This window comes from Niveispirillum irakense DSM 11586 (assembly GCF_000429645.1).
Classification (GTDB): Bacteria; Pseudomonadota; Alphaproteobacteria; order Azospirillales; family Azospirillaceae; genus Niveispirillum; species Niveispirillum irakense.
Genome location: NZ_AUCG01000003.1, coordinates 73,064 through 86,765, shown reverse-complemented (window position 1 = coordinate 86,765; position 13,702 = coordinate 73,064). Strand labels below are relative to the sequence as shown.

At 65.2% G+C, this 13,702-nt stretch carries 12 protein-coding genes; 2 read left to right on the top strand and 10 right to left on the bottom strand.

Annotation, left to right across the window (positions count from 1 at the left end):
- Nucleotides 1-94 precede the first annotated feature (94 nt).
- Nucleotides 95-1,516 (top strand): hypothetical protein, encoded by a 1,422-nt coding sequence (locus G473_RS0101855; protein WP_029011708.1) that lies wholly within the window; start codon nucleotides 95-97, stop codon nucleotides 1,514-1,516.
- A 101-nt stretch (nucleotides 1,517-1,617) separates the two neighbouring features.
- Here G473_RS0101855 and truB read toward each other — a convergent pair whose 3' ends face one another.
- The 9 genes from truB to G473_RS0101810 form a co-directional block, all read right to left on the bottom strand.
- A complete protein-coding gene (gene truB / locus G473_RS0101850; RefSeq protein WP_029011707.1) occupies nucleotides 1,618-2,562 on the bottom strand; it encodes a tRNA pseudouridine(55) synthase TruB in 945 nt (314 codons plus the stop codon).
- Nucleotides 2,552-3,076, bottom strand: a complete 525-nt coding sequence (rbfA, locus tag G473_RS0101845; RefSeq protein WP_029011706.1) for a 30S ribosome-binding factor RbfA — start codon at nucleotides 3,074-3,076, stop codon at nucleotides 2,552-2,554. Before rbfA ends, truB begins: the two co-directional genes overlap by 11 nt.
- Before the next feature lie 364 nt (nucleotides 3,077-3,440).
- Nucleotides 3,441-6,212, bottom strand: coding sequence for a translation initiation factor IF-2 (infB, locus tag G473_RS0101840; RefSeq protein WP_029011705.1), 2,772 nt, complete (start codon nucleotides 6,210-6,212; stop codon nucleotides 3,441-3,443).
- 47 nt (nucleotides 6,213-6,259) lie between these two features.
- Nucleotides 6,260-7,027, bottom strand: a complete 768-nt coding sequence (locus tag G473_RS0101835) for an RNA-binding protein (protein ID WP_245579968.1) — start codon at nucleotides 7,025-7,027, stop codon at nucleotides 6,260-6,262.
- 51 nt (nucleotides 7,028-7,078) lie between these two features.
- Nucleotides 7,079-8,575, bottom strand: coding sequence for a transcription termination factor NusA (gene nusA / locus G473_RS0101830; protein WP_029011703.1), 1,497 nt, complete (start codon nucleotides 8,573-8,575; stop codon nucleotides 7,079-7,081).
- Between the two features lie 35 nt (nucleotides 8,576-8,610).
- Nucleotides 8,611-9,402 (bottom strand): ribosome maturation factor RimP, encoded by a 792-nt coding sequence (gene rimP, locus G473_RS24560; RefSeq protein ID WP_084437571.1) that lies wholly within the window; start codon nucleotides 9,400-9,402, stop codon nucleotides 8,611-8,613.
- Nucleotides 9,403-9,626: 224 nt separating this feature from the next.
- The gene (locus G473_RS24555) at nucleotides 9,627-10,394 is read right to left on the bottom strand and encodes a lysophospholipid acyltransferase family protein (RefSeq protein WP_035704989.1); all 768 of its coding nucleotides are present in this window, start codon (nucleotides 10,392-10,394) and stop codon (nucleotides 9,627-9,629) included.
- Nucleotides 10,395-10,496: 102 nt separating this feature from the next.
- Nucleotides 10,497-11,126 (bottom strand): YdcF family protein, encoded by a 630-nt coding sequence (locus G473_RS24550; protein ID WP_245579967.1) that lies wholly within the window; start codon nucleotides 11,124-11,126, stop codon nucleotides 10,497-10,499.
- Nucleotides 11,123-12,007, bottom strand: coding sequence for a cell division protein FtsX (locus G473_RS0101810; RefSeq protein ID WP_029011702.1), 885 nt, complete (start codon nucleotides 12,005-12,007; stop codon nucleotides 11,123-11,125). The genes G473_RS24550 and G473_RS0101810 overlap by 4 nt, the downstream gene beginning before the upstream one ends.
- Before the next feature lie 194 nt (nucleotides 12,008-12,201).
- Here G473_RS0101810 and G473_RS0101805 point away from each other — a divergent pair, with 194 nt between their 5' ends.
- Nucleotides 12,202-13,023 (top strand): zinc-ribbon domain-containing protein, encoded by an 822-nt coding sequence (locus tag G473_RS0101805; protein ID WP_029011701.1) that lies wholly within the window; start codon nucleotides 12,202-12,204, stop codon nucleotides 13,021-13,023.
- 78 nt (nucleotides 13,024-13,101) lie between these two features.
- On the opposite strand, the gene G473_RS0101800 is transcribed toward G473_RS0101805, so the two are convergent.
- The gene (locus tag G473_RS0101800; protein ID WP_029011700.1) at nucleotides 13,102-13,689 is read right to left on the bottom strand and encodes an ActR/PrrA/RegA family redox response regulator transcription factor; all 588 of its coding nucleotides are present in this window, start codon (nucleotides 13,687-13,689) and stop codon (nucleotides 13,102-13,104) included.
- Between the last annotated feature and the right edge of the window lie 13 nt (nucleotides 13,690-13,702).

Genomic DNA, 13,702 nt, shown 5'->3' with positions numbered 1-13,702 from the left:
TATCGCTTTGCAACAGGCCCGTTGCATCCGGCGCCACTTCCGCCATCCTGGCGCCCGCAAACAAGCCTCAATTCCCATGAAAGCTGGGATCACCATGACGAATGACACCCCCGACGCCGAACAGCCCGGCAGCCCCGCCCGCCCCAATGTCGGTATCGACTGGCCCCGGCTGGCGCTGTGGGGCGGGTTGATGGCGCTGGCGGGCCCGGCCATCTGGAACGGTTTCGCCATCGTGTTCTTCGACACGGGTGGCTATATCAAGCGCATCTTCGACTGGGGGCTGGAGCCGGGCCGGTCCTTTTTCTACGGCCTGTTCCTCTATGGCACCTCGGGGGGCTGGCTCAGCTTCTGGGGGCCGGTACTGGCCCAATGTGGTGCCAGCCTGTGGCTGATCCATCTTGTGCTGCGCGCCCACGGCACCGGCCCCGCCACCTGGCAGCCGCGCGCGCGCGCCGGCGTCACAGCCCTGATCCTGTCATTGCTGACCGGCATCGCGTGGTACAGCAGCCAGTTGATGCCCGACATCCTGTTGCCGCTGCTGGTCCTGTCGCTCTGGCTGCTGGGCTTCAAGGGCTATACGCTGTCCGTGCGTGAACGGATGGGCGTGACCGCCATCGCCCTGCTGTGCCTGTTGTCGCATATGAGCGGCATGGCGCTCGCCCTGGGGCTGGTTCTGGTGACCATCATCGCCCGGCTGCTGGCGCCCCGGCTGGGCTGGACCATCGCACCCCGCATCCTGCCGCCGGCGGCCATCGTTGCCGCCAGCCTGATTCTGATGCCCCTGGCCCATCTCTCTGTCGTGGGCAAGGCCGTCTATACGCCGGGCGGCAGCGCCTTCATCTTCGGCCGGCTGGTGCAGGATGGGCTGGCACAGCGCTATCTGGCGGAAAATTGCCCGACCGATGCCGCGGCCTCCCCTTTCAAACTCTGCGCCTATCGCGACCGGATGCCGCAAACCGCCAATGATTTCCTGTGGCACACGGACAGCCCCTTCCGCCAGATCGGCTGGTGGGACGGGGCAGAACCGGAACTTGCCGCGCTGAGCAAGAAGATCATCGCCGCCTATCCGGGGGAGTTCCTGTCCACCGCCCTGGTCGCGACGGGCGAGCAGATGGTGAAAATCCACACCGGTGACGGGCTGGATGAATGGCAGGAAGTGACGCGCTGGGTCTTCGCCACCCTGCTGCCGGAACAGCAGAATCTGGGTTTCCTGGCGGCCCGGCAGCAGAATGGCGGCGTCACCCAGTCGCTTTTCAATGCGCTGAACCTGATCCATATCCCCGTAGGCTATCTGTCCATGCTGGGACTGGTCATCGTGACCGGCTGGGGTTTCCGCCAGGGCCGGCATGATCTGGGCGCGCTGGCGCTGTTCACCCTGCTGGCCCTGCTGGGCAATGCCTTCATCAATGGCGCCCTGTCCAACCCCCATGACCGCTATCAAAGCCGGCTGGTCTGGCTGGCCACCCTGGTGGTGGTCATGGCTGCGATTGAATGGTGGGAGCGGCGGCGCACATAAAAAAAACCCGTTGGATGATCGGCTGCCCGCGTCCAGGCGCGGCGAAACCGATCATCCCACGGGATATGTACTCACCCAGCCCGCCCCAAAAGGGGCTGGGCCTAGACGTGCAGCACACGGACCGGCTTCAATTCGGCCCCGTCCAGGCGCACCAGAGCCACGGGGCGCCCGCGCTCGGTCGCCAGCGCGGTGCCGGCGTCGCGCTCATCCTGGCGCAGTTCCTCCAGCCGGGCCAGATCGCCCCGGCGCAGCAACAGCACCCCCTGGCCATGGCGCAGACGCTGCGCCTCTTCCCCCGTCAGGTCGACGGCGGGGATCTGGTCCAGCGCTGTTTCAATCGGCAGCAGCAGATCATCCGGATCGCGCGCACCTTCGGCGATGATCTGCTCCAGCTCTTCCAGCGTCACGGCGTTTTCCAGGTTGAAGCGGCCAACCGACAGGCGGCGCAGCACCGTGATGTGCCCCAGGGTGCCAAGCGCCACCGCCAGATCACGGGCAAGGCTGCGCATATAGGTGCCCTTGCCGCACTCCACCTCGAATTCGGCATGGTCTTCATCCGGCCGGCCCGTCAACAGGAAACTGTCCACCCGCACGATACGGGCCGCCAGTTCCACGGCTTCGCCTTCCCGGGCCAGATCATAGGCCCGCTCCCCATCCACCTTGATGGCGGAATATTGCGGCGGGATCTGGCTGACCATCCCGGTAAACCGGGGCAGGACGGCTTCAATCTGCTCGTCCGTCGGGCGGCCGGGGGCGGTGGCGATGACACGGCCGGCCCGGTCATCGGTATCCGTCGCCTCACCGAATTTCATGACGAAACGATAGGTCTTGTGCCCGTCCATGGCGTATTGGACGGTTTTCGTCGCCTCACCAAAGGCGATAGGCAGCACCCCGGTGGCAATCGGGTCCAGCGTGCCGCCATGGCCCGCCTTCTCCCCCTTCAACAACCACCGCACCTTGGCCATGGCCTGGGTGGACGTCATGGTGCCGGGCTTGTCCAGCACCAGCCAGCCATGGCGGGGAACGCCCTTGCGCTTACGCGCCATGGCGGTCGTCCTTGGCCTCTTCCGTCACCTCGGCCTCATCCTCGACGGCCAGGTCTTCACCCTCTTCCAGCAGCGCCTCGACCTCATCGTCCATCGGCACGCCCTCGGCATCCAGATGGCGGACAATATCCTGCGCCACATGCGGGTCATGCAGGATACGGTCAATCTTGCTGGCATATTCGAAGCTGCTATCGGCCTGGAAGGACAGGCGCGGCACATGCTGCAACCGCACCGCGCTTGCAACCTGGCTGCGCAGGAAGACCGATGCCCGGTTCAGCGCCGCAATCAGTTCCGGATTGCCGCCACCCAGCGGGATGACGAAAACCGTGGCATTCTTCAGGTCCGGCGAAATCCGAACCTCGGTGACGGTGACATTCATATCCATCAGCGCCGGATCGCGGAAATCCGCACGGCGCAGAATGTCGGCCAGTACATGGCGCAGTTCCTCACCCACGCGCAACTGGCGCTGGCTGGGACCCTTGGCGGAAGCACCACCGTCACGTTTCCTGCTCATCTCTATACCTCTCTCCCGGCCGGGGGTTCGGACCCTGGCACCGGGTTCATCATGCGTAATAACAATCCGCCTTGATGCGGGCCGATGGTCAGCATCAAGGCGGCCCTCAAGCGCCGGACCGCCGGTCGGCGGCCTCCAATCCACCGAAGATCAGACTTTCGGTGGATTGGTATAATATGAAGCCGCGTGGGGTATCATATAGTCACGCTGACGGCACCTGCTAGTTTGACAGGGCGGCAAACGACAGCATGACAGGGGCAGGCGCCGGCTCCCCCGACCACCAAAACAAAACCGGCCGGCAGCGTTTCCGCAGCCGACCGGCTTGTAATATCCATCCTGGAAGGAGGGGGAACCGCAAACGTCCTTAGAGGACGCGGGCGATTTCCTCCATCTCGAAGGCTTCGATCGTGTCGCCTTCGCGGATATCGTCGTAATTCTCGAACGCCATACCGCATTCGAACCCTTCGCGCACTTCGCGGACTTCGTCCTTCATGCGCTTCAGGGTCTTCAGCGTGCCTTCGTGGATCACGACATTGTCGCGCAGCAGGCGAACCTTGGCACCGCGCTTGACGATACCTTCGGAGACGCGGCAACCGGCGACCTTGCCGACCTTGGTGATGTTGAAGACCTGCAGGATCTGCGCGTTGCCCAGGAACTTCTCCCGCAGCGTCGGCGCCAACATGCCGGTCAGCATCTGCTTCACGTCATCGATGATGTCATAGATGATCGAGTAGTAGCGGATTTCCACGCCATCGCGCTTGGACATGTCGCGTGCCTGCGGATTGGCGCGGACATTGAAGCCCACAACCAGACCCTTGGACGCATTGGCCAGCGTGATGTCGCTCTCGGTGATGGCGCCCACACCGGACGTCAGCACACGGACCTTCACCTCGACATTCTCGGCGGTGAGCTTCTCCAGAGCACCGGAGATGGCTTCCACCGAACCCTGCACGTCGCCCTTGATGACGATGGGCAGTTCCTTGGCCTCGCCGGCCTGGATCTGCTTGAACATCTGTTCCAGGCTGCCGCGACCGGACTTGGCCGACTCGGCTTCGCGCTTCTTGCGGGCACGGTATTCGGTGATTTCGCGGGCACGGGCCTCGCTCTCCACCACCGCCATTTCCTCGCCCGCCAGCGGCACGCCGCCCAGGCCCAACACCTCCACCGGGGTGGCGGGATCGGCATCCGGCACGTTGCTGCCACGGTCGTTGACCAGGGCGCGCACGCGGCCCCACTCGCTGCCGGCGACGACAATGTCGCCCACCTTCAGCGTACCGCGCTTCACCAGCACGGTAGCAACCGGGCCACGGCCCTTGTCCAGCTTGGCTTCCACCACCACGCCTTCGGCGGTGCGGTTCGGGTTGGCCTTCAGCTCCAGGATTTCGGCCTGCAGCAGGATGGCTTCTTCCAGCTTGTCCAGGTTCAGGCCGGCCTTGGCCGACACTTCCACATCCAGGATGTCGCCGCCCATGCCTTCCACCACCAGCTCATGCTGGAGCAGTTCCTGGCGGACGCGATCCGGCTTGGCGGACGGCAGGTCGCACTTGTTGATGGCAACGATGATCGGCACACCGGCGGCCTTGGCGTGATTAATCGCCTCGATCGTCTGCGGCATGACGCCGTCATCGGCCGCCACCACCAGCACCACCACGTCGGTGACATTGGCGCCACGGGCACGCATTTCCGTAAAGGCGGCGTGACCGGGGGTGTCGATGAAGGTGATCTTCGCACCCGACTTCAGCACCACCTGATAGGCGCCGATATGCTGGGTGATGCCACCGGCCTCGCGGGCGGCCACGTCGGTACGGCGCAGCGCGTCCAGCAGCGAGGTCTTGCCATGGTCAACGTGGCCCATGACGGTGACGACCGGCGCACGGGAACGCAGGTCTTCCAACCGGTCCTGTTCGCCCTTCACACCGATTTCCACGTCGCTTTCAGAGACGCGGAACGGGCGGTGACCCAGTTCCTGCACCACCAGTTCAGCGGTATCGGCATCAATGGTCTGGGTGATGGTGGCCATCACGCCCATGCGCATCAGGGCCTTCACCACGTCGGCGCCACGTTCGGCCATACGGTTGGCAAGGTCGCCGACCGTGATGACCTCCGGGATCGTCACGTCGCGGGTCACCTTCTGCGTCTCCTGACGGCCGAACAGCCGCATACGTTCGCGTTCGCGTGCCCGCTTGGCGGCGGCCATGGACCGGCCACGACGGCTGCCATCATCACCAGACAGAGCCTGCGAGATGGTCATCTTGCCGCCACGGCGCTTATCGTCGACCTTGGCCTTGGCCGGGGCAGCCGGCACCTTTGCGGGTGCTGCCTTGCCCGGACCGGCAACCTTGCCACGGCGCGGACCGTCTTCTTCCTCGAAGTCGGAAGCCGGACGGGCAGCCGTAACAGTGGCCGGACGAACCGGGGCCGGACGGGTGCGATCATCATCGCCACCCGCCGGTGCCGCACCAGCGGCACCCTGGCGCGGACGCGCCTCGGCAGCGCGGCGGGCCTCTTCAGCCTTGCGGGCGTCCTCGGCTTCCTTGCGCTTGCGCTCGGCTTCCTCGACGGCTGCCTTCTCGGCGTTCTGGATGGCGCGAAGCTCTTCCAGTTCGCGATTGCGGACGGTTTCCTCGTCCAGCGGCTCGCGGGCACGGGCTTCGGCTTCGGCAGCAGCACGGGCAGCAGCCTCGGCGGCCTCCCGCTCGGCAATGATCCGGGCCTCTGCCTCTGCCTTGGCGCGGGCAGCCTCGGCAATCGCCGCAGCTTCCGCCTCCTCCGCAGCGCCACGCAGGGCGCGCAGACGGGCTTCCCGCTCAGCATCGCTCAGGCCACGCGGGGCAGCACCCCGCGTTGACGGCCCGCGACCACCGGAAGCGCCCTCCGCAGCACGACGCGCGGCGGCACCGCCGTCAGCCACGCCGGGCACGGCACCCTTCTCGAAGGTCTTCTTTCGCTTGACCTCGACCGCCACTTCCTTGCCTCGTCCGTGCGAGAAGCTTTGACGCACGGTGCCTGCAGCACCACCTGCCGGCTGTGCGGGGGCAGCCGCCTTCGGCTTGTTACCCCCACCCAGCCCAAGCGTGCCGCGACCGGACAGGCTGAGTACTTTCTTGTCGCGGTTTTGGTCGTTGGTATCGCTCATCCCTAATCCGACAGTAAGCCGTTGATCCCTAATCAGGCCCCAAACCTTCAGGAGCCTGCTCCGCCGAGTGCGGAAAGCCGTTCCACCTCACGACGGATTTGTGAGGCCAACGGTCCCGCCGCCAGCACCACATGCACCGCCTCGTCCCGGCCCAAAGCCGCACCCAGTTCCGCCCGACCGAACAGGTCGATCAGCCGGATCCCTCGCGCCTGGGCCAAGCCGTGCAGCTTGGTCCGACCATCGTCGGACCCGTCGCACGCCTCGAGCCATAACCCTACACTCTTTTGGCCTGCACCGCCCGGTCGGCCTATAACGCCGCTACGCAATGCAGCCTGTACCTTTTCAAACCCCGCCAGGGCACCACCACCCTTGCGGGCAATGCCGATCAGACCGAGAAGGCGGCGCCGCATCAGGCGGCGCAACATTCCCGGCAGATCGTCCGGTACCTTGACAGCACGACGGGCCGCCTTGGCGAACAACCCTTTCGACAGGGCCTTTTCAACCAAGGTGGGGTCCGCCGTCAACCACAGCCCACGTCCGGGCAGGGTTTCCTCCAGGTCGGGTGCCAGCAAACCATCGGGGGAGACGACGAAACGGACCATGCCCGCCTTGTCCCCCACGCGACCGCTGCCAATACAGCGGCGCAGCGGACTTTTCCGCCCCGCCACCGTCTCCGGTTCATCCGCCACCGCTTCCGCCGGAATTTCTTCCGCCAGGATCGGTGCCGCCGGACCGGACCGGTCCGGATCGGGAACCGGGGTCGGGACTGCCACCGCCGGCTGACCGTCACCGGTCATCGCGACCTTGTCGTCCATGGACCCCATTCCCAACACCCTCACTTAACCCAACCACCTGCCGATCAAGGATCAGCCGGCGGCATCCTCTTCGTCAGCAAACCAATGGGCGCGGGCAGCCATGATCACCTCATTGGCCTCGTCCAGCGTCATTGCATCCTTGCCGACAATGTCGATCAGCTCGTCACCCGCCAGATCGGCCAGATCGTCGAGCGTCTTCACGCCCTTCTCACCCAGCTTGACCAGCATGGTCGGCGTCAGCGCCTCAATGGCGGCGACGTCATTTTCCACGCCCAGTTCCTGGCGCTTGGCATCCAGAACTTCATTCTGCTGCGCCAGGAAGTTCTGGGCACGCTCCTGAAGCTCGGCCGCCACGTCCTCGTCGAACGCCTCAATGCCGGTCAGTTCGTTGAGATCGACGAAGGCGATTTCCTCGACCGAGGTAAAGCCTTCGTTGACCAGCAGATGGGCGATCATGTCGTCCACGTCCAGGGCTTCCATGAACAGGGACGAACGCGACGAGAATTCCGTCTGGCGGCGCTCGCGTTCCTCGGCCTCGGTCATGATGTCGATGGTCCAGCCGGTCAACTGGCTGGCCAGACGCACATTCTGGCCGCGGCGGCCGATGGCCAGCGAAAGCTGGTCGTCAGGCACCACCACTTCGATCTTGCCCGTCTCCTCGTCCAGCACGACCTTGGCGACTTCCGCCGGGGCCAGTGCATTGACGACGAAGGTGGCCGGATCGGGCTTCCAGGGAATGATGTCGATCTTCTCGCCCTGCAGCTCGCCCACCACGGCCTGAACGCGGGAACCGCGCATACCGACGCAGGCGCCCACCGGATCGATGGAGCTGTCCTTGGAGATCACGGCGATCTTGGCGCGGGAGCCTGGGTCGCGGGCCACGGCCTTGATCTCGATGATGCCATCATAGATTTCCGGCACTTCGGCCTTGAACAGGCCGGCCATGAACATCGGATGGGTACGGGACAGGAAAATCTGCGGCCCGCGCGGCTCCTTGCGCACATCATAGATGTAGGCGCGGACACGGTCGCCAGTCTTGAAATGTTCGCGCGGCAGGCACTCGTCGCGGCGCAGCACGGCTTCGGCCCGGCCCAGATCGACGGTGACATTGCCATATTCGACGCGCTTGACCAGACCGTTCACGATCTCGCCCTTGCGGTCGATATATTCATTATACTGACGGTCGCGCTCGGCCTCACGGACCTTTTGCACGATGACCTGCTTGGCCGTCTGGGCGGCAATGCGGCCAAAATCGATCGGCGGCAGCGGGTCGACGATGAAATCGCCATAGGCCGCATTGGCCTTCTTGCGACGGGCCTTGGCGAGGTCGATCTGCGTCGCCTCGTTCTCCACGACCTCCACCACTTCCATGTGGCGGGTGAGCTGGATATCGCCCGTCTTACGATCGATGCGGGCGCGGATGTCGTGCTCGTGCCCATATTTGGAGCGGCCAGCCTTCTTGATGGCCTCCTCCATGGCTTCGAGCACGTGCTCCTTGTCGATGTTCTTCTCGCGGGCGACCGCGTCGGCTACCTGAAGCAGTTCCATCCTGGCGAACCCTGCCTTCTTTCAAATGCGTCCGGTCAGTCCCGCGCCGTCACGGCGTCGGGTTGACCATCGGTGGTGTCGCTGTCTTGTCCATCCTGCTGGCCCTTGCGGGCGAAGCGCCCCGGACCCTTTTTCTTGGGAACGACGGCCTGATCGGCCTTCGGCCCCGGATGCTGCGGCTTGGGGCGCTTCACCGGCTTGGCGTCGTCGCCCACATCCATGGTACCGCCCTCCGTCGCGGGGACGTCACCTTGTGCTGCCGCCGCTGCGGCCAGCAATTCATCCGTCATCTCCAGCTTGGCGCGGGCGATGAGGGAGAAGGGAATTTCGGCCACGTCCACGGTACCAGCGGCAGCCGCGGCTTCCGCTTCTGCCTTGGCTTTGGCGGAAATCTTGGCGCCCGGCTTGCGCTTGGGCGCCTGGCCGGTCTTGGCGTCCAGTGCGATCAGCACCGCCTCGCCTTCCACACCATACAGCGTGCCGCGGAAGCGCTTGCGCCCATCCAGCGTCACATCCGTCTCGATCCGGGCCTCAAAGCCCTTGAACCGCTCAAAATCCTTCAGCCGGGTCAGCGGCCGGTCGATGCCGGGGCTGCTGACTTCCAGCGTATAGGCAGAGCTGATCGGGTCTTCCACGTCCAGCAGGGCGGAAGCGGCGTTGGAAATATCGGCGCAGTCATCCACCGTCATCGCGCCGCCATCGGCGCGGTCGGCCATGATCTGCAGGGTGGGACGCTGCCCACCCGAAATCTGCAGGCGCACGATCTCGTATCCCATCGCTTCAATCGAGGGGCCGATGATCTGTCCAATGCGCTCCAGCACGTCCATTCGCTTGCAACTCCGCTTGCCGTCCACGCGAAGATGGATCGGCAAGGCCCAGATAAACAAAAAGGCGGGCCAAAGGCCCACCCGCAAAGCAGACCAGCCCGCCAACGACGTTCGCTGGCTGGTCCGTATGGGATTTCAATACCGCGTTATATAGACCCGTTCCCCCCATTAGGGAAGCAGAAATAAACCCGCGCCCGGCAGCCCTGCGCCGGGCATGCTGGCAATCAGCGGGACGGGGCGGCGTGCCCGGCGGCCGTGGGATTCAGGGTCGCTGGCCCGCCCACGGCTGTCACCAGCCGGTCGGATGCCGCTTCCAGCCTTGCTTCCAGCTCGAACAGGGCCGTCTCCTTGGACAGGCCGGGCGGGATGGGGGGCAGGAATTCGATGGTGATGGTGCCGGGCCGCTTGATGAAGCTGTGACGGCCCCAGAACACGCCGGAATTCAGCGCCATCGGCACCAGCGGCACGCCCAGCGCCTCATACAGCATGGAAATGCCCACCTTATAAGGGGCATAGACACCCGGCGCCACGCGGGTGCCCTGGGGGAAGATCACGATCTCCCGCCCCATGGCCTTCATCTGTTGCGCGCCGGCCACCAGCGACTTGATGGCCGCCCCACGCTTGCCGCGCTTCACCGGGATCATCTTGGACTTGGCCGCGTACCAGCCCCAGATCGGGATATAAAGCAGTTCATGCTTCAGCACGATCGCCGGATCGTGGAACATGAGATGCAGCTTCATCGTCTCCCACATCGACTGGTGCTTGGCCCCGATCAGGACCGCGCCGTCCTTGGGCAGATGTTCCAGCCCCTTCACCTCGTAATGCAGGCCGATCACGACGCGCTCGAAAAAGGCGAGGATGCGCATATAGGTGCGTACTGCCGCCACGCCTACCTGGCGCGGCATGACCAGGGTCCAGATGATCCCCAGACACCAGATGGTCGTCAGCACATAGAAGATGATGTTGAACAGCAGGGACCGGATGAACAGCATCAGCAATATTCCATGGGCGGGACGGACAGGCGGGCGCAGCAATAACCAGGGCCGGCGACGCTTGTAAAGCCACAGCCGTCGCCCCCGCACCGAAAGAACGGGTCAGCCCGCGTTGTCGGCCGGGGTATTGGTGATGGCCGCCCGGACCATGGCCGCCACATATTTATTATATTCGCTGATGATCAATTCCGCCGTGCCCGGCCAGTTCCACCAGCTTTCCAGCCGCACGCTGCCCGGCGCCACGGGATGGGCCACCACCTCCACGCCCGGCAGGGCACGGCGCAACTCCACCAGACTGCGGGGCATGTGGTAATTGGCCGTCACCAGCCGGATGGAATGGAAGCCTTCCCGCTGCACCCAGCGGGCCGTTTCCACAGCATTGCCCTCGGTATTGTCCGCCTCGTAGCCCAGCACGACACAGCATTCCAGCTCCGCCACATCACCAGCGCCAGAGACGGGCAGCAGGTCGCGCAGGGCCACCCCCTTATGCACACCGCTGATCAGCAATTTGCGGGCCTTGCCGGCGCGAAGCAGGCCAAAGGCCACCTCCATCCGCTCGCTGCCGCCGGTCAGCACGACGATGCCATCGGTAGGCGGCCCGTCAACGCCCGGCGTGTGCCGTGGCAGGGAGGCGGCGAACAGGAACAAGCCTGCCGCCCACAGACCGACAATCGATCCGAGAACCAGCAATATACGACGGATCGTGCGGCGCATACCGGCCGGGGAGGTCACGGCAGCCGCTCCAGCGCCCGGATCACGGTCAACCGGGCGGTGAGCGCCGCCAGGGCCGCGGCGGCCAGCGGTACAGCCGGCAGCCAGACCCAATCGGCCAGGGCAAGACGCATATCGGGCAGCAGGGCGGCATCCATGCCGCGCCCGGCCTGATCCAGCCCCCACAGGGTCAGCAGCGCCAGGATGAAACCCAGCCCGCCGCCAATGATGGCCTGGCGCAGGATATGGCGCTGGAACTGGCCGGCAACATAGCTGTCCGACGCGCCCATGACATGCAGCAATTCCACCTCCGTCCGATGGACGGCGAATCCGGCACTGGCGGCAAAGATGATGGAGACGATGGCCGCCCCGCCGATCAGGGCGATGATGGCGATGGAAACACCCTGGACCGTGCGGGCCAGCCGGTGCAGATCATTCAGCCACAGGGCCGGATCCTCCACCGTCACTTCCGGCGCGAGAGAGGCCAACTGTTCCGCCAGGGACGAAACCGCCGCCCCTTCAGTCAGGCGCACATCAATCAGCACCGGCAGCGGCAGTTCCACCACCAGCGCCCCCTCGCCCAGCCAGGGCTCCACCAGCGCGCGGGCATCGCCATCGGGCAGGCGCTGCGCATCGGCCACGAAGGCACTGCCGGCCAGCCGATCCATCACGGTCCGGACCCGGTCTTCCATGGCCATGGCACCGCTGGTGCCGGCGGGGCTGACCTGGATGGTGACCGTACCGGTCAAGCCGCTGTCCCAGCGCCGGGCCATGCCGGACAGAACCAGCGACACCGCCAGCGCCAGCACCGCCAGGAACACCATCAAGGCGATGATCCAGGGCAGGAAGCGACCGGTGGCATCCTGTTTCAGCGGTATGTCGAAATGGGCGCGACGGCTCATCGTTCCTGAAAATCCGGCGTTGCGAGATGCCGCACCGGACAGGCCGGCGGGCTTCCAGGCTTAGCAATGGCATGCGTAACGCCCGCTCGTAAAGGGCGGGTATCGCCGCACACCCCCTCTCCTTGCGTAAAAGCGTATCGGTCCATATAACGGATCATACGTCTTCCCGCCCGTTTCCCAGGCGCCCATATCCGATGATCCTGACCTGTCCGTCCTGCACAAAACGCTTCATGCTCGATGCGGGGCTGCTGGGCCAGGGCCGGCGCGTGAAATGCGGACAGTGCGGCCATATCTGGTTTGCCGAGCCGCCCCCCGGCACCCGCCCGGCCAAACCGGCGCCGTCACGGCCCGACGCACGGGAAAAGGCCCCCCCTTCCCCACCGCCGCCCTTCGCCATGAAGGGGAGGGAGGAGGAGCCGACGGGCGCCGATTCCATGGCCGCGAACGAGAAGCCCGAAGATGATGTCGCGCCGCTGATGCGGTCGATGCGGCAGCGTCCGCTCCCCAAGGGCTCCAACCTGCCAGCCCTGCCGGGTACGCGGCTCAACAAGGACCGCCTGCGCAGCCTGCTGGCCTGGAGCGGCATCACCGCCGCCCTGGTGCTGGTTGGTGGCGGGGCCGTGCTGGGCCGGGACAAGGTGATGGATGTCTGGCCCGCCTCTTTCCGCCTGTATGAAATGGTGGGTCTGGCGGAATTGATCGGCACCGGCCTGACCGCACCCGGCGACAGCAAGACCACCAAGGTGGAAGTGCGCGATCTGGAAGGGATCAACCTGCTGTTCGTGACCGGGGCAATCACCAACCAGTCCGACCGGCAGCGCGACGTGCCCGATATCCAGGCCGTGGCCTATGGTGAGGATGGCAAGGAATTGTTTGCCTGGCGCATCATCCCGCCCGTGCGCCGCCTGTTCCCGAACCAGACCACCAAGTTCGAGTCGCGGGTGCCGGAGCGTGAAGGTGCCCAGGCCAAGAATATCGGCTTCCGCTACATCGAACCGGAAGCCGTGGCCCCCTGACGGGCGGGGGAAGCCAAAGCTTCCCCCCTCAACCATCACCCACTTGGCACCAGCTACTTTGGCATCACGCGCCGGGCATCAGGCCCGCGGCGCGTGCTTGTTCAAAATGCGCTGAAGCGTGCGACGGTGCATCTTCAGGCGGCGGGCCGTTTCCGACACGTTGCGGTCGCACTGTTCGAACACGCGCTGGATATGTTCCCACCGCACCCGGTCGGCCGACATCGGGCTTTCCGGCGGCGGCGGCAGCGGCCCATCGGCCAGCAGTGCCGATTCCACGGCATCGGCATCGGCCGGCTTGGGCAGATAATCCACCGCACCGAACTTCACCGCGGCCACGGCGGTGGCGATATTGCCATAGCCGGTCAGCATGACGATGCGGGCATCGGGCCGAGCGTCGCGCAGGGCCTTGACCACATCCAGGCCCGATCCGTCGCCCAGGCGCAGATCGACCACGGCGTAGCGCGGCGCGCTTTCATGCGCCACTTCGACACCCATATTCACGGTATCCACGGCCACGACATCAAAACCGCGCCGCTCCATGGCGCGGGCCAGACGGGTGCGGAAGGGCGCATCGTCATCGACGATCAGCAGGCTGCGCGAGGCATCACCGGTAAAGGTCAGCTTCGGCTGGTCCGCCGTGTTGAGGACATCATCGCTTTCGCTCATTCTTCGTGCTTTC